A 22,480-nucleotide genomic window follows, 5' to 3' on the forward strand; every position below is an offset into this window, starting at 1 on the left:
CAGAAAGGTATGATAATTGAAGACCTTAAAAACTGATTGCTGAGAAATGACTTTATGATGAGAAAATATTTGCCCCTTTTGATACTACTCTTGTCGGTAGTTGCCACTGCTCAGGATGTAAAAACTGAAGCAAAGAATGTAGAAGGACAGGAGAAGGTAAAAACCGGCGATACGATCAAGCTGCCCGAACAGGATTTCTTTATGCTGCTCGATAGCGATGATGTAGATCTCGCAAATAATGTACCCGTCCATAAAATTATCAAGGATTCTTTGGTATTTGCTCTGTTGGATGATCCAGGAGCTGCATTGATCGATTCTCTTTGGCAAAAGGAACTATTTGAATCTAGTTTATATCTAGATCTAAGAGATTCGTTGCTGGACCAGGAGTATAATGAGGTAGTTTTTGATGAACTTCCTACAGATACTCTTAAAATGCGACTTCAGAGGCTTAATGCCAAAACTCCTTTTAATGTGGAGTACAATCCTCTTCTCGAAAACGTCATCAAATCTTATCTAAAGCGAAATAAAAAAGGAATGGAGCGGCTTATGGCTTTAAGCACGTACTATTTTCCTCTTTTTGAACAGAAGCTTGATATCTATAACATTCCGCTGGAAATAAAATACCTGGCTATTGTAGAATCTGCTTTAAATCCTCGGGCCCGCTCCAGGGTTGGAGCGACAGGATTATGGCAGTTTATGTTTGCAACAGGGAAAATGCACGGGCTTGATGTGAGTTCCTATGTTGATGAAAGAATGGACCCTGTGCTTTCTACAGAAGCTGCAGCCCAATATCTTGCGACCCTCTACAGAGTCTTCGAGGATTGGGACCTGGTATTGGCATCATACAATTCGGGTCCAGGAAATGTGTCCAAAGCAATACGTCGCAGCGGGGGTTCTAACAATTACTGGAACCTTCGACCATATCTGCCACGTGAAACAGCAGGATATGTTCCTGCTTTTCTGGCCACTATGTACATTTTTGAATATGCAGAAGAACATGGTTTCCAGCCGCCCAATCCAAGGGCTACATATTTTGAGACCGATACCATTCACACGAAAAGAATGCTCACCTTCGAACAGATATCAGAGGTTACCGGAGTGGAAAAGGAAATGTTGCAATTTCTTAATCCGAGTTATAAACTGGACGTAATACCTCATATTGACGGAGTGCGTTATAGTCTTCGGTTACCGCGGAATAGAACCGGTCTTTTCGTCAATAATGAAGAGGCGATCTATGGATATGCAGCCGCCCTTGAACAAAAGAAGGAGGAATCCTTACCCCAGCTGGTAGATTCTGAAGCTCCTATCAGATATCGTGTAAGGAGAGGAGATTACCTCGGTAAAATAGCTGAAAGACACGGCGTTGGTGTAAGCCAGATCAAGCAGTGGAACAGTCTAAGAAGCAATAACCTAAGAATAGGGCAGCGCCTTATAATTTATCCAAAAAGTAATACAGGCACTGCAGCAAACAATAATTCGCCACGCATCTACACTGTAAAACATGGAGATTCCCTGTGGAGCATTTCTAAGAAATTTCCCGGAGTAACTGTGCAGCGGATAAAGAATCTCAATAATATGAACAGCAACCGGCTTAAACCCGGTATGAAATTAAAACTTTCTGACGGGTAGGATCCGGCAAAATCATTTATCATGAAACACTTTTTAGCGCTTTTTTCTGTACTATTTATTCTAACCGGATGCGAAGAAGGAAAGAACGATGCAGTCATCGTATCTAATTCCTCCGGAAAAATCAATCACCTTACTGTGGTCATGCCAAACGATCTTTGGAATGGAGAAGTAGGCGAGGCGGTAAGGCGAAATTTGGCCGCTCCAGTTGATGGCCTGCCACAGGAAGAACCACTTTTCTCCATTAGCCAGATGCCGCCAGAAGCTTTTGAAGGCTTTGCACGAAAGAACAGACTTTTTCTGCAGGTTCAAAAGGGACAGGAAGCCGGAATAAAGATGGCCGAGAATGCTTATGCTCGTCCACAGAAGGGAGTATTAATTACCGGGGATACAAATGAGGAAATCATTTCATTGCTTGATGAGCACAGTGGAAAGATCGTCACGAACTTTAAACAAACTGAGATCACAGAACAACAACGTCGCATTAGAAAATCATTAAAAGATAACCGTCCCCTGGAAGAGAAACTAGGAGTAAGTTTAAAATTTCCTACCGCATACAGGTATGCTAAGGAGTCTGATGACTTTTTCTGGATTAGAAAGGATATACCTCATGGCAGTATGGAAATTCTGGTTTATGAAGTACCCATGAGCACTGTCCTTAAAGACACCAACATTATTGGGAACATCATTGAAATGAGAGATTCCATTGGGCAAACACATATTCCAGGTCCAACAGAAGGAACCTATATGATCACTGAAGCTGCTTATGCACCATATCTTTTCGAATCTCAGATAGACGGTAAGTTTGCCTATGAGACTAAGGGTACCTGGGAGGTGAAAGGCGCATTTATGGCCGGCCCGTTCTTAAATTATGCAGTGGTAGATGAGGAAAATGACAGGATAGTGGTTTTGGAAGGTTTTGCCTTTGCACCTTCTGCCCGAAAGAGGGAAAATATGCTGGAACTCGAAGCCATTCTGAAATCGGCTAAGATCAATTAAGAAACAAAAAAACCCAACGAAAGTTGGGTTTTTTAATCTATTATAAAAGGGCTTTTTACAGCCTTTTCTTATCTTCTTCTGTACTTGCCGAAGGAGCATCATCTTTAGAAGCGTCCTTAAATTCTTTAATTCCGCTACCTAAGCCTCTCATTAGTTCAGGGATCTTTCTTCCTCCAAACAACAACAACACAATAATCACTATCAAGATGATTTGTGGTCCCCCAATCTGTAATGGTAAAAAAACTGCGCTCATAATGATTTATTTATGCCGCAAAGTTAAGAATAAAACTTTAAATGTTCTGTTTCTAAAGGGATAAACCACTTTAAAATATCTTTATTATATCTTTGCCCAAGGCCGTAAATATGACAAACCGCACCGAACATAAACGAAATTTTGCGCAAAAGCTACTGCACAAGTACAGGTTGGTTATTCTCAATGAAGATACCTTTGAAGAAAAGCTTTCTTTCAAACTCACCAGGCTTAATGTTTTTGTGGTAGTAACGCTTTCTGCAATACTTCTCATTGCAGGGACAACAGTTTTAATTGCCTTTACAGGCCTAAGGGAGTATATTCCGGGCTATTCCTCTACAGAACTTGAACAAAGGGCCTTAAACCTGGCCTATAAGAGTGATTCGCTGCAAATGGTTGTAGAGCTGAACAACCAGTATCTTAATTCGATAAAAAGAGTACTATCTGGAGATGTAAAACCTGCCGAATTTAACCGGGATTCTTTGATGGAAGCACAAAGACTAGATCCAGAGGAGGTCGATTTGCAGCCGTCCAGGGAAGATACCTTGTTGCGGGAAATGGTTGTGCAGGAGGATAAGTACAATTTCCTGGAAACCGCTACTTCAAGAGCTAATTATGCCTTATTCCCGCCTTTAAAAGGACCTTTTTCTGAAGGATACAATATAAGAGAGAAACATTTTGGAGTGGACATTGTAGCTTCTCACAACGCACCAATAAAATCTGTAGGAGACGGAACAGTAATATTCGCTGCCTGGACTGCAGAAACTGGAAACGTGATCATTGTAGAACACAGCTATGGCCTCATCTCCATCTATAAACACAATTCTTCTTTAACCAAAGAGCAGGGGGAACGGGTGTTGCGAGGTGAAGTTATTGCAACAGCGGGATCTACAGGAGAGTACTCTACAGGGCCGCACCTGCACTTTGAACTATGGAGTGAGGGACAGCCAGTAAACCCGACAGATTTCATTGATTTTGAATAAATAGTATGTCAGTAAAGTCATTTGCAGCAAAAATTTTCGCAGCCTATATCCGAAGGCAGATTGATTCATGGGCAACAAAACCGGTAGCTACTCAAAAAAGGGTTTTTCAGCAGCTGTTGAAAAAAGCTTCAGAGACAGAGTTCGGGAAGGATCATGGCTTTAAGAATATTTCAAGCTACAGGGAATACGCAGCACGGGTTCCGGTACGAGATTATGAGGAACTTAAGCCTTACATTGAAAAAGTTGTTGCAGGGGAGAAGGATATCTTGTGGCCGGGGAAACCCATTTACTTTGCCAAGACCTCAGGAACAACAAGCGGTGCCAAGTATATTCCACTCACCAGGGAATCCATGCCCACACATATAGACGCTGCCCGTAACGCTATACTCTGCTATATCAACGACACGGGAAAGTCTGATTTTGTAGATGGGAAAATGATATTCCTTCAGGGAAGTCCGGAACTTGAGGAGAAGAACGGTATAAAACTGGGACGTCTCTCTGGTATAGCTGCACACTATGTGCCAGGCTACCTTCAGCGTAACAGAATGCCTTCCTGGAACACGAATATCATCGAAGATTGGGAAACAAAAGTAGAGGCGGTAGTTGATGAAACGGTAAAGGAAGACATGAGCGTAATTAGCGGAATTCCTTCCTGGGTGCAAATGTACTTCGAGCGCTTACAAGCCAGAACAGGCAAGAAAATCGGCGATATTTTCCCGAATTTCAACCTTTTTATTTACGGCGGTGTAAATTTTGAACCCTATCGTGCTAAATTCGAGAATCTCATTGGGAGAAGAGTAGACAGCATTGAACTGTTTCCAGCTTCCGAAGGATTTTTTGCCTTTCAGGATAGGCAGGATGAAAAAGGAATGCTTCTATTGCTTGATTCCGGGATCTTCTACGAATTCATAAAGGCAGAAGAATTTTACAGCGAGAACGCTCGACGCTTAACTATTGGCGAAGTGGAACTGGGAGTGAATTACGTAATGATCATCTCAACTTCTGCCGGTCTATGGGCGTACAACATTGGGGATACCGTGCAATTCACCTCTCTGGCTCCTTACCGGGTGATCGTTTCGGGACGAATAAAGCATTTTATTTCAGCATTTGGTGAGCATGTAATAGCCAAAGAAGTAGAACAGGCCATACAGGAAGCAAGCAGCGGCACCAATGTAAAGATCACCGAATTTACAGTGGCACCTCAAATCACACCTCAGGGAGAACAGCTGCCTTATCATGAGTGGTTTATTGAATTTGAGGAAGAACCGGAAGATTTGAATACTTTTGCATCAGCTTTAGACAAATCCCTTCAGCGGCAAAATTCTTACTATCTCGACCTGATTGAAGGTAAGATCCTTCAGCAATTAAAAATTTCCAAGGTTCCAGCAAACGGTTTTCAGGAGTACATGAAATCTATTGGAAAACTTGGAGGACAAAATAAATTACCGAGGCTTTCTAATGATCGTAAGATCGCTGAAGCCCTGGAAAAAATAATAAATGCATAAAAAATATGGGTAATTTAAAATTACAGGGGCGCACCCGGGCACAGGAAAGCTCAAATGCTATTGAGCGAATGTACATTACCATGCGCCACCTTTTCAACCGCGGTTTTTATAAGCCAATGGGGGTTTCGGGAGAAACTCTTCGTGAGGCTTTGCTTATACTGCGACCTGAAATATACGGCTCTGTTGCCGAAGAAAAAGTAGAGCTCAATGGGCTTTTATACGTGATGGACAGGCTACCGTTAGGGATTGAAGAATGCCGTTTTATCAATCTTACCAGTGATGAAGGCTACGGCAACTCACATTTCAAACCAATTGTACCTCCCAAGCGTCGAAGAAATTGTTATCGCATTGACGAGGAACAAATGAACATTGAGATCACCCGCGGGCGTTCAGAAATCTATGACATTCTTACGCACCTTACGTTTCTCTTTATCGAGTCTCATAAGATCATGAGAAGAGTACTTATAGACGAAGAAGGAGAAGTTTCCAGAGACTGGCAAAAACTTGAACGCACAGTGCTGCAGCAGGAACCCTTAACGCAGGCAGAGCGGGAAGTAGCACTTACCCATACAGCAAACATTCTTGGCCGCACTTTTAGAGAAGTGACCACCATTTATCCCCTTTTTGGAACCTCATCGCAGCCCGAGCGCTTCCTGCATATTATCTATTATCTCGGTAAACTTGCCATTGATGAAATGCTGAACAATAACAAGCGTATTGTGACCTTTAGTCCCGTTCTTAGAGAACGGCTGGGGCACCATATTCATGGGGAGATTTGGGCAAATAAGGTGAAAGAGGTGCTTTTAGAGAAGAACCTTATGAACCGTCCACTGCACATTATTAGTGCAAATATGCACAGTGTGATGAATATTCTATATGCTTCGGAAGCATTGAAGACCGAGCTGAAGAAAAAATCTCTCTTCGGAATTTATGAGGACCTGAGTAACAGCGCCAACGGAAATCTTCGAATGAAGGTGATGAAAAGCGCTCTTAACGAAGGCATGGTTTTCATTGAAGATACCAGCGGTGCCAACATCGACGTACAAATTTTTGACTCTGCTAAAATGAGTGAGGTCAATCCTTTATTTAAGCTCAGCAGTAAAATGAAGCCCGAAGAAAAACCTGTGATCATGGTCATGGACTATGCTTTTGGGGAACAGGCATACGAGACGATGGATGAAATGCTGAAGCCATATCAAAGCGAGCAGGGAAATATCCATCTTAATGTAGATTCTATTTCCATTATGGGGAAAGCCGGAATATTAGTCGGTGGAAAAGGAGATATCATGATCCCTACAGCGCACCTTTTTGAAGGAACTGCCGACAATTATCCTTTCAAAAATGAGCTTTCCAAAGCCGATCTTGACGGTCATGGAATTCAGGTAAGTGATGGATCTATGGTTACAGTTCTGGGAACATCCCTTCAGAATAAGGATATCCTGAAGTTTTTCCATGAATCTACCTGGAATGTGGTGGGACTTGAAATGGAGGGAGCGCATTATCAAAAAGCCATACAGGCAGCGGCGAGGCTTAGAGGAAACATCAGTGAAAATGTGAAGGTGAGATATGCTTATTACGCATCAGATAATCCCCTTGAAACGGGGAGTACTTTGGCATCTGGCGGGTTAGGAACCACAGGGGTCAAACCTACTTACCTAATCACCGAGAAGATCCTCGAACAAATATTTTCTGGTTCCAGAAAGGAAGAGCCACAACCTAAAAAAAATGCAAAAACATCTTTAAATGAAGCATAAGAATTATACCCTGATAACAGGAGGCGCCGGCTTTATTGGATCTAATTATATCAACCTCTTTGTAAAAGACGGAAACGCTCATATAGTAAACCTTGACTTGCTTACCTATGCGGGAGATCTAGATAATCTTGAGGTGGAAGACTCTGAAAATTACACCTTTGTAAAAGGGGATATTCGGGATAAAATTCTGGTAAAAGAGCTCTTCGAAAAATACAGGTTCACACAAGTCATCAATTTTGCTGCTGAATCTCATGTGGATAATTCTATTTTGAATCCAGAAGCCTTTGTGGAAACCAACGTCAATGGAACTTACAATCTGCTTCAGAATGCCTATACTTTATGGATGAATGGTCCATTTGAGCTGAAGGAGGAATTCAAGGATGCGAGATTTCTTCATGTTTCCACAGATGAGGTTTATGGTACACTGGGGGCTGAAGGTTTGTTTACGGAAGAAACAGCATATGCACCAAACAGTCCGTATTCAGCTTCAAAAGCAGCATCAGATTTTCTTGTCCGAAGCTATTTTCACACCTATGGCATGCCGGTGCTTACCACAAACTGCTCTAACAATTATGGTCCGAATCAACATGATGAAAAACTGATTCCAACAATTATTCGCACGGCATTAAAAAAAGATCCTATCCCCATTTACGGCGACGGGAAGAATGTGAGAGACTGGTTGTATGTCACAGATCATTGTAAGGGTATAAACCTGGTACTCAAAAATGGCAAATTTGGAGAGACTTATAATATTGGAGGTCGAAATGAGCGGGAGAACATTTACATTGCCCAGAAGATCTCCGAAATTCTGGATGAGCTGGTACCGCGCAATGATGGGAAGAGCTACAGCGATCTTATTACTTTTGTAAAAGATCGTCCCGGGCATGACCAGCGATATGCTATAGATGCCACGAAACTGGAAAAAGAATTAGGCTGGAAAGCAGATGAGAACTTTGAATCGGGGATTGTAAAGACCGTACAATGGTATCTTCAAAAATATGAGTCATGAAAGGCATCATTCTGGCAGGAGGATCGGGTACCCGGCTTCACCCATTGACCCTTGCAATAAGCAAGCAGTTAATGCCGGTGTATGACAAGCCAATGATCTATTACCCGCTTTCTACGCTAATGATGAGCAAAATACGAGAGATCCTTATCATATCTACCCCCAAAGATCTGCCTGTTTTCAAGGAATTGCTGGGTGACGGCAGCCGCTATGGATGTAGGTTCGAATTCGCAGAACAAGCCGAACCAAAAGGTCTGGCAGAGGCATTTATTATTGGGGCAGATTTTATAGGAAAGGAAAAGGTCGCCTTGATTTTAGGAGATAACATCTTTTACGGCTCTGGACTTGACCAGCTGCTTCAAAAGAACAGTGATCCCGATGGAGGTATGATCTTCGCTTACCATGTGCACGATCCTCAGCGGTATGGAGTTGTGGATTTTGATGAATCGGGAAAAGTGATCTCAATTGAAGAGAAACCTGTTGCACCAAAGTCTAATTTTGCAGTTCCAGGAATTTATTTTTACGATAATGAGGTGGTGGAAATTGCCCGTAATATAAAACCCTCTGCCCGCCAGGAACTGGAGATCACAGATGTTAATAATGCCTATCTTAAAAAGGGGAAATTACAGGTGAGTATTTTAGACAAGGGCACCGCCTGGCTTGATACCGGTACCTTTGATTCGTTGATGAAAGCCTCACAATTTGTCCAGGTGATCGAAGAACGACAGGGGCTAAGAATAGGCGCCATAGAAGAAACAGCCTATAAAATGGGCTATATTACTAAATCTGAGCTGCATAAATTAGCTCAACCCCTTCTGAAAAGTGGATATGGGGAATACCTGTTACAACTGAATTAAAATGCTGGAAATAGAATCTACTCCATTAAAAGATTGTTTCATTTTAAAACCTTCGGTTTTTAAAGACCACCGAGGTACCTTTCTCGAAAGCTTCAGCCAAAGGAGGTTTGAGGAAATTACTGGGCTTGCAATGGAATTTGTACAAGACAATCAATCTTCTTCCCAAAAAGGTGTTTTGAGAGGGCTTCATTTCCAGACGGGAGCGTTTGCTCAGAGCAAACTGGTGAGAACTGTTCTTGGAAAGGTCCTAGACGTAGTAGTAGATCTCCGGCCAGGATCCCCCACTTTTAAAAGATCATTTAAAGCGGTGCTAAGCGATGAAAATCATCATCAGCTCTTTGTACCTGCCGGATTTGCGCACGGCTTCTTAACCCTTTCAGAAAGGTCTGTTTTCGCCTACAAGTGCGATCAGTATTACCACAAAGATGCCGATGCCGGAGTATTCTTTAACGATCCTGATCTTAATATAGACTGGGAATTTCCCGAAAACGAACTGATCCTTTCAGAAAAGGATGCCAATCTTCCCCTTTTTAAAGACTTAAGTTTATGAAGGTTTTAGTTACAGGTGCAGGTGGACAGTTGGGTCGATGTTTTAAAAAAGCCGCCCTGGATTATCCAGAGCTGGATTTTACCTTTACCACTTCAGAGGAATTTGATCTTACCCAATTTGGGGTAGTTGGAGCCTACTTCCGCAGGGAGCAATTTGATGTTTGCATCAACTGCGCAGCATATACTAATGTGGAGCAGGCAGAAAAAGAACAGGAAATGGCCTATCTGGTCAATGCTGAAAGTGTTCGGAACCTTTCGGCAGAATGTGCGGAAAATGATTGCCTTCTTATACATTTTTCGACAGATTATGTTTTTGACGGGCAAAAGGAGACACCTTATTCAGAGGAAGATGAAACTGGACCTTTGAATGTATATGGCGCCTCTAAATTACTGGGAGAACAATATATTCTGAATAACACAAGCCAGTATTTGATCTTCAGAGTTTCCTGGCTTTATTCAGATCTGGGGAAGAATTTTTTTAATACCATTCGTAATAAAGCTGAGGCAGGGGAGGTGCTCAATATCACTACTGCTCAACATGGTACTCCTACGAATGCCTACGATCTTGCATATTTCGTTTTAGAGATCCTGGCGAAGGACAAGGTGACTTTTGGATTGTACCATTACAGTAACCAGGGAGAGGCTACCTGGTATGACTTTGCACATGAGATCCTGTCATTAATAGAGTCTCCCACAGAGCTAAAGGAAAATAACGACTATAAAACCCTGGCCACAAGACCGGCTTACAGTGTTTTGAACAAGGAAAAGGTCTCCAAAACCTTTGAAATCCCAATTTCAGACTGGAAAGTGAGTTTAAAGAAACTGATTTAGAAATTGTAATTTCTTTCAATAAACCATTTGAAATTTCGAATATCCTCTTCCACCATGTCTTCGAACATTGGGTTAAGAATTCTTGCCGCACTCTCACCCGGAATGCCTCCGGGAGCATGATAAGAAATAACCACATGTAGCTCAGTACCGCCTGGAACATCCCTGAACTCTACTTTTCCCGCATTCTCAATAGAAGATCCAGGTAAAGATTGCCAGCCCAACAATTCGAACGGTCGCTCCTTTACTATTTCACTTTTCCATCGCAAAGTGCCAACATGGCCCGGAAGGCTCGCCTCCCACACCGAAATACTATCGTTGAGGCTATCAACACTTTCCAAATGCTCCATGAACAGGGGAAGGTTCTCCAGATTGCGCCAGAAGGTATAGACCTCGTCTCTAGGCTTATCTACTACGATCTTAAGCTGAATATTGACATTCCGACTTCTGTTGTCGGGTTTTGTCTTGCCAATTGCATTGTACAGAAAACAATTGCCTGAAGCCCCTCGATACAGCAGATATCCGGCCAGCAGCGCTTCCAATCCACTTTTCTTTTCCTTTCCCAGGGCATCATATAAGAAAAAGGCTCCAGCCAGGAGAGATGCACCTCTTTCGGCGGGACTCACATTTACATATAGATGGCGTAATAAATTTCTCATAGATTCTTAATTTTCTGTACGTGTTCAATTTACTCATAATGCGGCCAAAGCTGAGTTTTAGTTTGCTTAAAATGGGTTAAATTATTCTTAAATGGAGGAGAAATGACAGCGGTTGCAGTAACTCTCATAAGATGTAAACCTTAATTTTATTACTTTCGAGTCAAAACCAACCAATGAAGAAAAGGATATTGATCACCGGGGCAGCAGGCTTCCTGGGTTCGCATCTTTGCGACAAATTCATTAAGGAAGGTTACCATGTTATAGGCATGGATAACCTTATTACCGGAGACAAAAGGAACATAGAGCACCTCTTTAAACTCGAGAATTTCGAGTTCTATCATCACGATGTGACCACCTTTGTTCATGTACCCGGAAACCTGGATTACATACTGCATTTCGCTTCCCCTGCCAGTCCTATTGATTACCTCAAGATCCCAATCCAGACGCTTAAGGTTGGTTCCCTGGGTACCCATAACCTCCTTGGTCTCGCCATGGTAAAAAAAGCGCGCATTCTCATTGCTTCCACTTCCGAAGTTTACGGAGATCCCCTGGTACATCCACAAACCGAAGATTACTACGGAAACGTCAATACCATAGGCCCTCGGGGAGTTTATGATGAGGCAAAGCGTTTTCAGGAATCCATAACAATGGCTTATCATCGATTCCATGGGCTGGAGACAAGAATTGTAAGGATCTTCAATACCTATGGCCCACGCATGAGATTAAACGACGGTCGCGTGATTCCGGCGTTTATTGGTCAGGCATTAAGGGGAGAGGACCTTACCGTATTTGGAGATGGATCGCAAACCAGGTCTTTCTGTTATGTTGATGATCAGGTCGACGGGATCTACCGGTTGTTGTTAAGCGATTATGCCGAGCCTGTTAACATTGGTAATCCTCACGAGATCACGATAAGGGATTTTGCTGAAGAGATCATCAAATTAACGGGTACAGATCAAAAAATAATATATAAGCCTTTGCCGCAGGATGATCCTATGCAGCGACAGCCCGATATTACACGTGCCAAGGCATTGCTCGATTGGGAGCCGAAGGTTTCCCGGGAAGAAGGAATGCGAAAAACATATGAATATTTTAAAAGCCTTAGTGAAGACGAACTTTACAGGAGTGAACACAAGGATTTCTCCAAACATATTCGGAAATAATATTTTTGGCTCCTGATTTTGGCCATTCTTCCAGATTTTTTATAATGCCGCTATGAAACAAGCATCCTTAGTATCTGTGATCATGCCGGCATATAATGCAGCGTCTTTTATTGCTGAAAGTATAAGATCTGTCCAGGGTCAGACTTATAATAACTGGGAGTTGCTGGTGATCGATGATGCTTCAACAGACAATACCTCCTTGATAGTCCAGAGCTTCAGCAAAGCTGATGACCGAATTAAGCTGCACACTTTGCCAACAAACCAGGGCGCCGGCTTCGCACGCAATATCGGGATCAAGGCTGCAACGGGAAGTTTTATCTGTTTTTTAGATGCAGACGACTTGTGGAAGCCGTTCAAGCTTGAAACTCAGATCCACCTCATGCAGCAGGAACAGGTGGAAGTTTGCTACAGCAGTTATGAATTGATCAACGAAGAGGGAAAAAGGCTTAACAGGCAGATCAAAGCGCTAAGGGAACTTTCCTTCAGTAAATTAAAAAAGGCCAATTACATTGGAAATCTTACAGGTATTTACAATGCTGAAAAAATTGGAAAGATCTACTGCCCATTAATTAGAAAGCGACAGGACTGGGGATTATGGTTGCTGGCTGTAGAAAAAGCAGGTGTTGCAGTAGGAATTGAGGTGCCACTGGCGGTTTACAGGGAAAGAAGAAATTCCATCTCAGGGAACAAATTCGAGATGCTGAAGTACAACTACAGAGTCTATCGAAAAGTGCTGGGATATACTCCTCAAAAAAGCCTTTTTTGGATGGTATTATTTTTATGGGAACAATTATCCGTAAAGCGCCGGCAGAGAACAGCCTTAAATAAGTGATTCAAATTGCTTAAGCTTGCCTCTTTTGCTGCGGTTGAGAAACTTTTTGTGTTCGAACTTCAGCTTCAGGCCCTCTTCGAGATATTTGGCCATTGCAGCCTTGATTTCCTCCTTTTTTGCCGTTTCCAGTTCATTTTCAGAGACATAAAATATTGTAAAAGAGCTGGGAGCTGTTTGCTGAACGATGAATTCCTTGACATGCCCGTCATTTTCAATCACACTTTTTGTAACGTAATAAAAAGTTAATCCCGGAACTACTTTTCCGCTGGGAAGCCTTGCCACATCATTGGTTCTTCCTAAAAGACGCTCCAAAATGGGCTTTTTGAGGCTGCTGCCGGGAGCCAGGGCTCCAGTATCGCCAAGGTCATATCGAATAAAGGGATGAGCTTTATTGTATAAAGAAGTCACGACAATTCTACCCTCCACCCCGGCGGGAACAGCATTCCCCTCGGCATCCAGGATCTCTACAAACATGGTTTCACTATTGAGGATCCATTCCTCTTCGGGATTTTGGAAAGCCAGAAGTCCCAGTTCGCTAGCGCCATATTCGTTGACCACAGGGACGCCAAAAACCTTCTCCAGGAGGAACTTGTCTTCCTCAAAGAACATTTCACTGGTCACAATGCACAGCCGCAGGTTGGTGCAGATCTCCTTTAGAACAAGACCTTTCTTTTTCAGGAATTTTGCAAAGAGTACAATGGAGCTGGTATACCCGTTGATATAGTCAAAATCCTTTTTTCTGAAATCTTCAAGGAATTCCTCCATTTTTGCATCGCTGAGGTCAAAGATGGGAAAGCGGTACCTGAAGCCAAACCGGTCTTTAAGACGCTCTTTATAATAGCCGAAGCGATCAAGCGGAATTCCGTAGAACCTGGCTTGTACAGATCTGTCCAGGTCGAGCCCATACCATTGATATCTGTCATTGAACTCTGCCCAGGAGAGGGCATGGCAAAATCTGTCTTTGGCGAAAATAAAAGGATGTCCACTCGAACCCGAGGTTTTGCCTATGTAAGTGTTCTTGGAGTTATAAGAGGAACTGAATCGCTGCTCCAGTGGCCGCTGCAGATCTCCCTTTTTCATCACCGGCACTGCTTCCCAGGAGGCGTAGGAGTTACTTCCGAAGAATTCCCGGTAGAACGCAGTGTGCTTCAAATGATAGGAAACGATCTCCCGTTGCTTCTCCTGCACGTAGTGCCCATATTCAGATTCAGGAATGGCTTTGATCTCCTCAAGGACATTTTTAGCCTTCTTGATAGGGAAACGGTTAAGTTGTAATGAGAGGCTAAACCAGTTCAATAGTGAAAATAAAATGTTTTTTATTCCAATTAGTTGGTGCTTCAATTTACAAACAATTATTTTTGAAGCAAGAAAGAAAATACCAACTATGAATATTCTTATCCTCGGCTCGGGTGGCCGCGAACACACCTTCGCTTTCAAGATCGCTCAAAGCAGTCACTGCAAAAAACTGTTTGTAGCGCCCGGCAACGCAGGTACAGCCAGGATCGCAACGAATATACCGATAGCAGTAACAGATTTTGAGGCGGTAAAGGAACTGGTGCTGAGAGAGGAAATCGAAATGCTTATTGTTGGTCCCGAAGATCCACTTGTGCTGGGGATCGTGGATTTTTTCCAGGCAGATAAGGAACTAAAGCATATTGCAGTAATTGGCCCTTCAAAACGAGGGGCACTTTTGGAAGGCAGCAAAGAAAGAGCAAAGGAATTCATGGCCCTGCACAACATTCCCACTGCAGCTTACGAGAGTTTTAAGGCTGAAAGTCTGGAAGCAGGAAAAAAGTTCTTAACCACTTTAAAAGCACCTTATGTTTTAAAAGCTGACGGTCTTGCCGCCGGGAAAGGGGTTTTAATTCTCGACTCCCTCGAGGAGGCCCAGGACGAGCTAGAAAATATGCTTACCAACAATAAGTTTGGTGAGGCTGGGAATACTGTTGTTATTGAGGAATTTCTTGATGGCATAGAGCTGAGCGTATTTGTTCTCACCGATGGAAAAAATTATAAGATTTTACCCACCGCTAAGGATTATAAGAGAATAGGCGAAGGTGACACTGGGCTGAACACCGGAGGCATGGGTGCAATTTCACCTGTTCCTTTTGCCGATGAGGCCTTTATGGAAAAGGTGGAAAACAGAATTGTTAAGCCTACCATTAAAGGACTTGAAACTGAAGAAATTGATTATAAAGGCTTCGTTTTTATTGGTTTGATCAAAGTGGGAGAGGAGCCGTACGTCATCGAGTACAATGTGCGAATGGGAGATCCTGAGACCGAGGTAGTACTCCCCAGAATAACATCCGATCTTGTAGAGGTGTTTCAGAAGGTCGCTTCGGGGCAATTAGATGAGGTTGAAGTTGAGGTTACTCCTCATGCTGCAGCCACTTTGATGCTGGTTTCTGGTGGATATCCGGAAGCCTATGAAAAAGGGAAGGAAATCGAAGGTCTTGAGAAAGTGCAGGATTCCACTGTTTTTCACGCGGGCACCTCAGAAAAGGACGGAAAGATTGTTACCAATGGCGGCCGAGTGTTGGCAATCACTTCTTTTGGGGAGGATTTTCAAGAGGCCATAAAAAAATCTTATCAAAATGCCGAAAAACTTTATTTTGATAAGATGTATTATAGAAAAGATATTGGCTTTGACCTCTAGCTCAGGAAAGAATGTGCAGAAGTCTCGCGTTTTTCTTCATTGCGGTCGTTGAATTTCTTTAACTGCTTCATCCAGTATATAAAAGCAGCAAAAGCTATTATGATAAATAACCAGTTTACCAGGTTGGCTAACCACCAGCTATCCAGTTCTGTGTCTGCCAAAGCCTTGAATGGCGCGAACAGGTAATCTTCAAAAATCGTCTGTATCCCTTCGAAAAAATCCCTCATAGTAGTTATATTTAACTTCGCAAAAATATAAAAAACACTAATGCTAACAAGCTTTTTTAGCAATTCCCGGCCTATAAACTTCATCATAGTTGCCGTATATCTTACTTTTTTTTACGTTGCTGCTAATTTCAGTCTTTTTCTTTCTGCCCCTGTTGGTGTGGTTTTCAAGGAACTGGGTATGCTCGTAGTTTTGGTACTCAGTGTATTCATTCTCAACTTCATTTCGGGCAGAAATGAGTTAACTGGACGGAACGCTTATAAGAGTGTACTTTTTGCCGGCTTCCTATGTATGTTTGCGGCCGCCTTAAAGAACAATGATGTTATTTTAGCAAATCTGTTCCTCTTATTGTCCCTTCGCCGCATCCTTTCTCTTAAATCTCAACGGGAAATAGTTCAGAAGATCTTTGATGCAACCTTTTGGGTGGGAGTAGCTTCGCTCTTCTACTTCTGGAGCATTTTATTTTTATTTGTGGTGTACTTTGGGATCCTGGTTCACGTGGGACATCGCTTTAAAAACTGGCTGGTTCCTTTGATCGCTTTATTGACCCTGCTGTCTATTGTTACCAGTGCAGACCTGTTGCTTACCGACACTTTTTATACCTTTTCTGACTGGTACCAGTCAAGCAGCTTTAATTTTGATGCCTACCGGCAGCCTATATTACTTATTCCGGCGGCCTTTCTGTTTGCATTGACTTTGTGGTCTTCCTTTTTCTATATGTTGATCATTCAAAAAGCGAGTGCCAATTCCAAATCTTCGCTTTTTCTCATCCTGCTGTGTACGGGAGTAGCTATTACTGCTGGTGTGCTTGCGCCTACCAAGAATGGAAGTGAATTACTTTTCTTTTTTGCGCCTCTGGCAATTGTGGTGACCAATTATTTTCAACATATGAATGATAAATGGTTCAAAGAAATATTGCTGCTCCTCATTGTACTGCTTCCGGTGCTGCTGCTGTCGATTTTTTAGAGCTTCAGAAGTTTTCCCACTATGCTTCAAAAAAGTTAAAAATCCGGTACCTTTGCGCGAAATGTTGAACAGCCGGTTTTCTTCCGAAGAAGCCGAAAAAATAAGAGCACATGTTTTCAGATAAAGCCAATCATATCTTTCAGGAAGTAATAGAAAAGTATCACGAGATCAATACAGTAGGGCAGGAATTTCACAATCCTTACAATGAAAACCAGCAGTTGCTGGAGCATTTGTTGTACCGAAAGTGCTGGATCGATACCGTACAGTGGCATTATGAAGACATCATTCGAGATCCAAAGATCGATCCAGTAGCAGCCCTTAAGTTAAAGCGGCAGATCGATGCTTCAAACCAGGATCGCACAGATATGGTGGAGTATATTGACAGTTATTTCCTGGACAAGTACAAGGAGGTACAACCTAAACCCAATGCCACCATTAATTCTGAAAGTCCGGCCTGGGCCATTGATCGATTATCGATTCTGGCACTCAAGATCTACCATATGAATGAAGAGGCAAATCGTGTTGATGCAGGTCAGGAGCATATGATAAAGTGCCAGGCGAAGCTAGATGTGCTGTTGGAACAGCGGGTTGATCTTTCTACCGCGATCAATCAATTGCTTGAAGACATTGCAAATGGTGACAAATATATGAAGGTGTACAAGCAAATGAAGATGTACAACGATGATGAACTGAACCCGGTTCTAAGAGGAGCTAAAAAATAACATTTTTGAATGGTAAGACCTCGGCACATTTTGGTCATTCGGCTTTCGGCAATGGGAGATGTGGCCATGACTGTGCCGGTGCTCAAGGCGTTGACTGAAAAATATCCCGATGTAAAGATCACGGTCCTTACCCGTAGATTTTTTGCTCCCCTGTTCACCTCGCTGAATAATATCCAGGTTTTTGAAGCCGATGTAAAAGGAAGGCATAAAGGGATCACGGGCTTGAGAAGGCTTTCTTCTGAACTAATTGACCTCGAAATAGATGCAGTTGCCGATCTTCACAATGTACTGCGATCAAATTTTCTCAAAGTTCTTTTTAAGCTGAAGGGCCTGCCGGTCAAACAACTTGACAAGGGCAGGAAAGAGAAGAAAGCCCTCACCCGCCACAATAATAAAATCTTTAAACAGCTGAAGGCTACGCCCCAAAGATATGTTGAGGTTTTTGAAAAGCTGGGTTTCCCACTGAATCTTGAGGAGGTTTCTCTGCTTCCGAAGCAGCAGCTCAATGCCAGAATAAAAGAATTTACAGGAGAAAAAACCGGGAAATGGCTGGGAATCGCTCCCTTTGCACAGCATGCGCCCAAAGCCTATCCCGAAGATCTCATGAAAGAGGTGTTGCAGGAGCTCCAAAAAGTGGAAAATTTAAGGGTGTTCTTATTTGGAGGAGGAAAAGAAGAGGCTGCGAAATTAGCTGCCTGGCAAAGAGAATTTGCTAATTGCAGTTCTGTTGCAGCTAAACTGGATTTTGAAGAGGAGCTCGTTCTTATTTCCAACCTTGATGCCATGGTCGCAATGGACAGTGGGAACGGACATTTAGCTGCAAATTTTGATATTCCGGTGATCACCCTGTGGGGCCTTACACATCCTTATACCGGTTTTGCACCCTTTCGGCAGCCTGCTTCCAATTTCCTCATTCCCGACCTTAAGAAATATCCAGCTATTCCAACGTCCATTTACGGCAAGGACGTGCCGCAGGGCTATGAAAATGTGATGAGGAGCATCCCTTCTCAAAGCGTTGTTCAAAAAATAAAAGAAGTTCTTCATCTGAATTATTCCTAGAAATTTCAGGAAGCGCTAAACTTCAGACATATAAAATTAGAAGAGGCTTCAAAAATGACATTTTTGAAGCCTCTTCTAATTCGTGAAGATCTCAGATCTCAAATTTGTTATCTACACATCATCATAATCTACCTTTAAGGTAGAAGAAGTAGGATGTGCCTGACAGGTGAGGATCAATCCTTCTTCGATCTCGCTGTCCACAAGAATGGAATTTTTTTCCATTTCGGCAGTGCCTTCGATGATGCGCGCGACGCAGCTGCTGCATATCCCGCCCTGGCAGGAATATGGAACATCAATACCATTATCAAGAGCAGCCTGCAACACGGTCATATTTTTAGGCATGGAGAGGTTCATTTCCTCTTCGTCCACTTTAATAGTGAGATTTGTGTCTCCTGCAAGATCCGATTTTACTTCTCCTTCAACTTCAGTACTAAACAGTTCAAAAAGAACCTGCTCCTTCCTGATGTCGTTCTTTGCAAGGATCTCGGTAACATTATTGATCATTTCTTCAGGCCCACACAGATAGAACCTGGTAAAGCTGGTGTCTTTGAACCTGTTTTTCAGGACGTAATTTACCGTGCTTTCATCTATTCTTCCGTAGTGAGAATCTTCTTCTTTGGTGCGGCTGTATATGAATTCAATGAATAACCTGTCGGGATGCTGCATTTGCAGCTCCAGTAATTCTTTGAAGAAGATGGTGTCATCTGGAGTGCGATTGCCATAGATCAGAACAAAGCGGCTATGCTTTTCCTTCTGAAGCACGGTTTTTAGAATGGACAGAACCGGAGTAATTCCACTGCCGGCAGCAAAAGCAGCATAAGTATGCGGATGCCCGTCATCTACGGGTTCAAAAATGAATTTTCCTTCGGGAGGATGAATTTCTAGAACATCACCAGCCTTTAATTTGTTATTTGCAAGTACAGAGAAAGTTCCGTTTTTCGCTTCCTTCACGGTTACTCTGAAGGTGTTTTCTCCTGGAGGAGTGCAAATGGAGTACGCTCTGCGTATTTCCTTGCCGTCTACCTTGGCCTTCACAGTAACATACTGGCCGGCTTTAAAGTTGAATTCAGCTGTTGATTCCTGCGGTATTTCAAATTCGAGACTAACGGCCTGCTCTGTTTCCCTAATTACATTTTTGATCCTTAGCGGAAAGAATTTGCTCATTTTTTGGGTGTTTGGCGCAAAAGTACAAAGTATGAGAATTAATTTCTGTAACAAAATCGTAAATTTCAACACTTGTAATATAAATCACAAGCATGTTTAAACACTTCATTTCCCTGCAATGGAAAGCCTTTACAAGATCTGCCAGCTTTGGCAAGAGCCTGGGCTTAAAGATTTTTATGGGCTTCATCGCTATTTATTTTTCCATTGTTTTTCTTTTCCTGGGAATTGGGCTGTATCCACTTTTGAACGAGGCGTTTCCAGGGCAGGAACCTCTACAGATCGTCAATGAATGGGTACTTGTTTATCTCGCCCTGGAGCTGGTTATGAGGTTTATGCTGCAAACTTTGCCGGTTGTGAGCATAAGGCCTCTTCTCGCAGTACCCATAGCCAAGCGAAAGGTGGTTAATTATGTGCTGTTAAGGTCATTCTTTTCATTCTTCAATTTCCTGCCTTTACTGCTTGTAGTTCCTTTTGCTGTCTTTACTCAATATAAAACCGGAATTTCTCCTCTTTCCATGGCTGGATGGACGGTTGCTGTATATGCGCTTATTCTGAATATCAACTTCATTAACTTCCTCTTAAAGAAGAAGTTTGCAGATGATCTCAAGGCCTTATTGCCTTATTTTGTTATAGTTCTGATATTTTATACGCTGGAGAGACTGGGGGTTTTCAGCATTACTGGTTTGTTTGCAGATGGTCTGAATGAGGTGCTTAAAATGCCATTTTTGGCTCTTCTTCCAGTGATATTGATCTTTGTGCTTTTTAAGTGGAATCAAAAAGTGTTGGAAAGCAGATTCTATTTAGATGAATCTTTAAAGGGAAAAACTCAGGAAGCCAAATCTCAGGATTTTCAATGGCTTCGGAAGTTTGGTAACATTGCGCCCTTTCTTCAGCTGGATCTAAAGCTAATCTGGCGAAATAAACGACCTAAGACCCTTATTTTCATTTCTCTGCTCATCATGGGCTACGGAATGATATTTTATCCGCAGGAAAATTACCAGAGCATGCCCGCCATTTTTGTTTTTGTCGGGATCTTTATGACCGGCATCTTTATGATCAATTTTGGGCAGTTCATTCCCGCCTGGGATTCTTCTTATTATTCCATGATGATGTCCCAGAACATACCGCTTAAGCAATATCTCGCTGCTAAAGCTGCATTGATAACCTTTAGCATCGTGGTGCTGACTATTTTAACGACTCCGTATGTATTCTTTGGCTGGAAGATCCTTGTGATTAACCTGGCATGTGCGATCTATAATATTGGGATCAATGTACCAGTATTACTTTTCGCAGGTTCTTTTAACCGGAAAAGGATCGACCTTGAGAAAAGCCCTTTTATGAACTATCAGGGAACAGGAGCGGCTCAATGGCTTGTAGGTTTACCACTGTTAATTGTACCAATTTTACTGTTCTGGCTGGTCAACAAATTCGTTTCTTTTGAAGTAGGAGTACTGGTACTTGCAGGATTGGGGTTACTGGGACTCATTTTGAGAAAATCAATAATGGAAATGGTGGCCCAGTCTTACCAAAAAAATAAATACGCCATGATCAATGGCTTTAAACAAACAGGAGAATAACATGATCACAGTTACAAATCTTACGAAGGTATATAGCGGCACGAAAGTTCTGGAAATAGAACACCTGGAAATTCCAAAAGGACAAAGTTTTGGGCTGGTGGGAAATAATGGAGCTGGAAAAACCACTTTTTTCAGTCTGTTGCTGGACTTGATTCAGCCCACTACCGGCAATGTCTTTAATAATGAGATCACCGTTAGCCAGAGTGAGACCTGGAAGCCATTCACCTCTTCCTTTATTGATGAAAGTTTCCTTATTGGCTACCTTACCCCCGAGGAATACTTCTTTTTTGTGGGAGAACTAAGAAACAGGAACAAAGCTGATGTTTCTGCGTTTTTAGCCAATTTTGAGGAATTCTTTAACGGAGAGATCTTAGGGCGCAGAAAGTATCTGCGAGACCTTTCTAAAGGAAACCAGAAGAAAGTGGGGATCGTAGCGGCATTAATTGGAGATCCTGAAGTCGTTATTCTGGATGAACCCTTTGCTAATCTGGATCCTACCACTCAAATTCGACTAAAATCACTTATTAAGGAGCTTTCTTCAAATTCTGAAATGACCATTTTAATTTCCAGTCATGACCTCATTCATGTCACCGAAGTGTGTGAGAGGATCGTGGTGCTGGATAAAGGACTGGTGGTGAATGACATTAAAACTTCTGAAGCCACTCTAAGAGAACTTGAACAATATTTTGCGGGAGGTTTCTCCAGTGAGGTTAAGGAATCTACAAGTACCGAGAACAGCTAATGGTTGCGCGAATTTGGCATGGGTATACAAGCAAAGAGAATGCAGCAGCCTATGAGCAGCTTTTGACCTCCAAAATCTTTAAAGACATTGAAGGGAAATGCGGCGAGGACTTCAAGGGAGTGCAGCTCCTGCAAAGGGAAATCGATGAAGAGGTGGAGTTCACGACCATGATCTGGTTCAGCGACCTGGCCGCCGTTAAAAAACTTACCGGGGAAGATTTTGAGACAGCCTTTATTCCTGAAGAGGCCAGGGCGCTCTTATCTCACTTTGATGAAAAAGTGAGGCATTCTCACTTGATTTACACTACCGGGAAATAATCTACTGCCAGCCAGCAGGCACTTAGGCCCCTGTTGGAAGT

At 42.6% G+C, this 22,480-nt stretch carries 23 protein-coding genes; 18 read left to right on the forward strand and 5 right to left on the reverse strand.

Annotated elements, in window-relative coordinates; all coding sequences use genetic code 11:
• Positions 1–57: 57 nt before the first annotated feature.
• Together HC175_RS03560 and HC175_RS03565 are read left to right on the forward strand one after the other, a co-directional pair.
• On the forward strand, positions 58–1,629 hold the full coding sequence (locus tag HC175_RS03560) for a lytic transglycosylase domain-containing protein (protein ID WP_168137532.1): 1,572 nt from the start codon (positions 58–60) through the stop codon (positions 1,627–1,629).
• A gap of 21 nt (positions 1,630–1,650) precedes the next feature.
• Positions 1,651–2,625 carry a DUF4837 family protein gene (locus HC175_RS03565; RefSeq protein WP_168137153.1) on the forward strand — a complete coding sequence of 325 codons (975 nt, stop codon included), beginning with the start codon at positions 1,651–1,653 and terminating at the stop codon, positions 2,623–2,625.
• A gap of 55 nt (positions 2,626–2,680) precedes the next feature.
• Here HC175_RS03565 and tatA read toward each other — a convergent pair whose 3' ends face one another.
• Positions 2,681–2,878, reverse strand: coding sequence for a twin-arginine translocase TatA/TatE family subunit (gene tatA, locus HC175_RS03570; RefSeq protein ID WP_168137154.1), 198 nt, complete (start codon positions 2,876–2,878; stop codon positions 2,681–2,683).
• A gap of 110 nt (positions 2,879–2,988) precedes the next feature.
• On the opposite strand from tatA, the gene HC175_RS03575 reads away from it, so the two are divergent.
• Genes HC175_RS03575 through rfbD form a run of 7 tightly spaced genes read left to right on the forward strand, consistent with a single transcriptional unit; the run spans position 2,989 to position 10,360 of the window.
• The gene (locus HC175_RS03575; protein WP_168137155.1) at positions 2,989–3,858 is read left to right on the forward strand and encodes a M23 family metallopeptidase; all 870 of its coding nucleotides are present in this window, start codon (positions 2,989–2,991) and stop codon (positions 3,856–3,858) included.
• Between the two features lie 5 nt (positions 3,859–3,863).
• Positions 3,864–5,363: a GH3 auxin-responsive promoter family protein gene (locus HC175_RS03580; protein ID WP_168137156.1), complete on the forward strand. Its 1,500-nt coding sequence runs from the start codon at positions 3,864–3,866 to the stop codon at positions 5,361–5,363.
• A gap of 5 nt (positions 5,364–5,368) precedes the next feature.
• Positions 5,369–7,117, forward strand: coding sequence for a DUF6909 family protein (locus HC175_RS03585; RefSeq protein WP_168137157.1), 1,749 nt, complete (start codon positions 5,369–5,371; stop codon positions 7,115–7,117).
• The gene (rfbB, locus tag HC175_RS03590; protein ID WP_168137158.1) at positions 7,107–8,126 is read left to right on the forward strand and encodes a dTDP-glucose 4,6-dehydratase; all 1,020 of its coding nucleotides are present in this window, start codon (positions 7,107–7,109) and stop codon (positions 8,124–8,126) included. The genes HC175_RS03585 and rfbB overlap by 11 nt, the downstream gene beginning before the upstream one ends.
• A complete protein-coding gene (gene rfbA / locus HC175_RS03595) occupies positions 8,123–8,980 on the forward strand; it encodes a glucose-1-phosphate thymidylyltransferase RfbA (protein WP_168137159.1) in 858 nt (285 codons plus the stop codon). The genes rfbB and rfbA overlap by 4 nt, the downstream gene beginning before the upstream one ends.
• Position 8,981: 1 nt before the next feature.
• Positions 8,982–9,530, forward strand: coding sequence for a dTDP-4-dehydrorhamnose 3,5-epimerase (gene rfbC, locus HC175_RS03600; protein ID WP_317172074.1), 549 nt, complete (start codon positions 8,982–8,984; stop codon positions 9,528–9,530).
• Entirely contained in the window at positions 9,527–10,360 is an 834-nt protein-coding gene (rfbD, locus tag HC175_RS03605; protein ID WP_168137160.1) for a dTDP-4-dehydrorhamnose reductase, read from the forward strand. The genes rfbC and rfbD overlap by 4 nt, the downstream gene beginning before the upstream one ends.
• Here rfbD and HC175_RS03610 read toward each other — a convergent pair.
• Positions 10,357–11,016, reverse strand: coding sequence for an SRPBCC family protein (locus HC175_RS03610; RefSeq protein WP_168137161.1), 660 nt, complete (start codon positions 11,014–11,016; stop codon positions 10,357–10,359). The two genes, rfbD and HC175_RS03610, sit on opposite strands and share 4 nt — an antisense overlap.
• A 173-nt stretch (positions 11,017–11,189) precedes the next feature.
• On the opposite strand from HC175_RS03610, the gene HC175_RS03615 reads away from it, so the two are divergent.
• Positions 11,190–12,179, forward strand: a complete 990-nt coding sequence (locus HC175_RS03615; protein ID WP_168137162.1) for a UDP-glucuronic acid decarboxylase family protein — start codon at positions 11,190–11,192, stop codon at positions 12,177–12,179.
• Between the two features lie 52 nt (positions 12,180–12,231).
• Entirely contained in the window at positions 12,232–13,011 is a 780-nt protein-coding gene (locus HC175_RS03620) for a glycosyltransferase family 2 protein (protein WP_168137163.1), read from the forward strand.
• Here HC175_RS03620 and HC175_RS03625 read toward each other — a convergent pair.
• Positions 13,000–14,352, reverse strand: coding sequence for a phenylacetate--CoA ligase family protein (locus HC175_RS03625; RefSeq protein ID WP_317172075.1), 1,353 nt, complete (start codon positions 14,350–14,352; stop codon positions 13,000–13,002). The genes HC175_RS03620 and HC175_RS03625 overlap by 12 nt on opposite strands.
• Before the next feature lie 43 nt (positions 14,353–14,395).
• On the opposite strand from HC175_RS03625, the gene purD reads away from it, so the two are divergent.
• On the forward strand, positions 14,396–15,667 hold the full coding sequence (purD, locus tag HC175_RS03630; RefSeq protein WP_168137164.1) for a phosphoribosylamine--glycine ligase: 1,272 nt from the start codon (positions 14,396–14,398) through the stop codon (positions 15,665–15,667).
• Here purD and HC175_RS03635 read toward each other — a convergent pair.
• Positions 15,664–15,894, reverse strand: coding sequence for a DUF6341 family protein (locus HC175_RS03635; RefSeq protein ID WP_168137165.1), 231 nt, complete (start codon positions 15,892–15,894; stop codon positions 15,664–15,666). The two genes, purD and HC175_RS03635, sit on opposite strands and share 4 nt — an antisense overlap.
• A 40-nt stretch (positions 15,895–15,934) precedes the next feature.
• Here HC175_RS03635 and HC175_RS03640 point away from each other — a divergent pair, with 40 nt between their 5' ends.
• From HC175_RS03640 to HC175_RS03650, 3 genes are all read left to right on the forward strand, one after another.
• On the forward strand, positions 15,935–16,858 hold the full coding sequence (locus tag HC175_RS03640; RefSeq protein WP_168137166.1) for a DUF6427 family protein: 924 nt from the start codon (positions 15,935–15,937) through the stop codon (positions 16,856–16,858).
• Positions 16,859–16,968: 110 nt separating this feature from the next.
• The gene (locus HC175_RS03645; RefSeq protein ID WP_168137167.1) at positions 16,969–17,580 is read left to right on the forward strand and encodes a DUF4254 domain-containing protein; all 612 of its coding nucleotides are present in this window, start codon (positions 16,969–16,971) and stop codon (positions 17,578–17,580) included.
• 9 nt (positions 17,581–17,589) lie between these two features.
• A complete protein-coding gene (locus HC175_RS03650; RefSeq protein ID WP_168137168.1) occupies positions 17,590–18,639 on the forward strand; it encodes a glycosyltransferase family 9 protein in 1,050 nt (349 codons plus the stop codon).
• Positions 18,640–18,750: 111 nt separating this feature from the next.
• On the opposite strand, the gene HC175_RS03655 is transcribed toward HC175_RS03650, so the two are convergent.
• A complete protein-coding gene (locus tag HC175_RS03655; protein WP_168137169.1) occupies positions 18,751–19,803 on the reverse strand; it encodes a ferredoxin--NADP reductase in 1,053 nt (350 codons plus the stop codon).
• Positions 19,804–19,895: 92 nt separating this feature from the next.
• Here HC175_RS03655 and HC175_RS03660 point away from each other — a divergent pair, with 92 nt between their 5' ends.
• Genes HC175_RS03660 through HC175_RS03670 form a run of 3 tightly spaced genes read left to right on the forward strand, consistent with a single transcriptional unit; the run spans position 19,896 to position 22,439 of the window.
• Positions 19,896–21,380: a DUF5687 family protein gene (locus HC175_RS03660; protein WP_168137170.1), complete on the forward strand. Its 1,485-nt coding sequence runs from the start codon at positions 19,896–19,898 to the stop codon at positions 21,378–21,380.
• 1 nt (position 21,381) lies between these two features.
• Positions 21,382–22,122: an ABC transporter ATP-binding protein gene (locus tag HC175_RS03665; protein WP_168137535.1), complete on the forward strand. Its 741-nt coding sequence runs from the start codon at positions 21,382–21,384 to the stop codon at positions 22,120–22,122.
• Positions 22,122–22,439 carry an antibiotic biosynthesis monooxygenase gene (locus HC175_RS03670; protein ID WP_168137171.1) on the forward strand — a complete coding sequence of 106 codons (318 nt, stop codon included), beginning with the start codon at positions 22,122–22,124 and terminating at the stop codon, positions 22,437–22,439. Before HC175_RS03665 ends, HC175_RS03670 begins: the two co-directional genes overlap by 1 nt.
• Positions 22,440–22,480: the final 41 nt, after the last annotated feature.

It is taken from the genome of Salinimicrobium oceani, from assembly GCF_012037645.1.

Coding starts and splice junctions, on each gene's coding strand:
- rfbA (WP_168137159.1), top strand. CDS start 8,123: ATGAAAGGCATCATTCTGGCAGGAGGATCGGGTACCCGGCTTCACCCA.
- HC175_RS03635 (WP_168137165.1), bottom strand. CDS start 15,894: ATGAGGGATTTTTTCGAAGGGATACAGACGATTTTTGAAGATTACCTG.
- rfbB (WP_168137158.1), top strand. CDS start 7,107: ATGAAGCATAAGAATTATACCCTGATAACAGGAGGCGCCGGCTTTATT.
- HC175_RS03560 (WP_168137532.1), top strand. CDS start 58: ATGAGAAAATATTTGCCCCTTTTGATACTACTCTTGTCGGTAGTTGCC.
- purD (WP_168137164.1), top strand. CDS start 14,396: ATGAATATTCTTATCCTCGGCTCGGGTGGCCGCGAACACACCTTCGCT.
- HC175_RS03665 (WP_168137535.1), top strand. CDS start 21,382: ATGATCACAGTTACAAATCTTACGAAGGTATATAGCGGCACGAAAGTT.
- HC175_RS03615 (WP_168137162.1), top strand. CDS start 11,190: ATGAAGAAAAGGATATTGATCACCGGGGCAGCAGGCTTCCTGGGTTCG.
- HC175_RS03610 (WP_168137161.1), bottom strand. CDS start 11,016: ATGAGAAATTTATTACGCCATCTATATGTAAATGTGAGTCCCGCCGAA.
- HC175_RS03575 (WP_168137155.1), top strand. CDS start 2,989: ATGACAAACCGCACCGAACATAAACGAAATTTTGCGCAAAAGCTACTG.
- HC175_RS03670 (WP_168137171.1), top strand. CDS start 22,122: ATGGTTGCGCGAATTTGGCATGGGTATACAAGCAAAGAGAATGCAGCA.
- rfbD (WP_168137160.1), top strand. CDS start 9,527: ATGAAGGTTTTAGTTACAGGTGCAGGTGGACAGTTGGGTCGATGTTTT.
- tatA (WP_168137154.1), bottom strand. CDS start 2,878: ATGAGCGCAGTTTTTTTACCATTACAGATTGGGGGACCACAAATCATC.
- rfbC (WP_317172074.1), top strand. CDS start 8,982: ATGCTGGAAATAGAATCTACTCCATTAAAAGATTGTTTCATTTTAAAA.
- HC175_RS03620 (WP_168137163.1), top strand. CDS start 12,232: ATGAAACAAGCATCCTTAGTATCTGTGATCATGCCGGCATATAATGCA.
- HC175_RS03580 (WP_168137156.1), top strand. CDS start 3,864: ATGTCAGTAAAGTCATTTGCAGCAAAAATTTTCGCAGCCTATATCCGA.
- HC175_RS03640 (WP_168137166.1), top strand. CDS start 15,935: ATGCTAACAAGCTTTTTTAGCAATTCCCGGCCTATAAACTTCATCATA.
- HC175_RS03585 (WP_168137157.1), top strand. CDS start 5,369: ATGGGTAATTTAAAATTACAGGGGCGCACCCGGGCACAGGAAAGCTCA.
- HC175_RS03655 (WP_168137169.1), bottom strand. CDS start 19,803: ATGAGCAAATTCTTTCCGCTAAGGATCAAAAATGTAATTAGGGAAACA.
- HC175_RS03565 (WP_168137153.1), top strand. CDS start 1,651: ATGAAACACTTTTTAGCGCTTTTTTCTGTACTATTTATTCTAACCGGA.
- HC175_RS03650 (WP_168137168.1), top strand. CDS start 17,590: ATGGTAAGACCTCGGCACATTTTGGTCATTCGGCTTTCGGCAATGGGA.
- HC175_RS03645 (WP_168137167.1), top strand. CDS start 16,969: ATGTTTTCAGATAAAGCCAATCATATCTTTCAGGAAGTAATAGAAAAG.
- HC175_RS03660 (WP_168137170.1), top strand. CDS start 19,896: ATGTTTAAACACTTCATTTCCCTGCAATGGAAAGCCTTTACAAGATCT.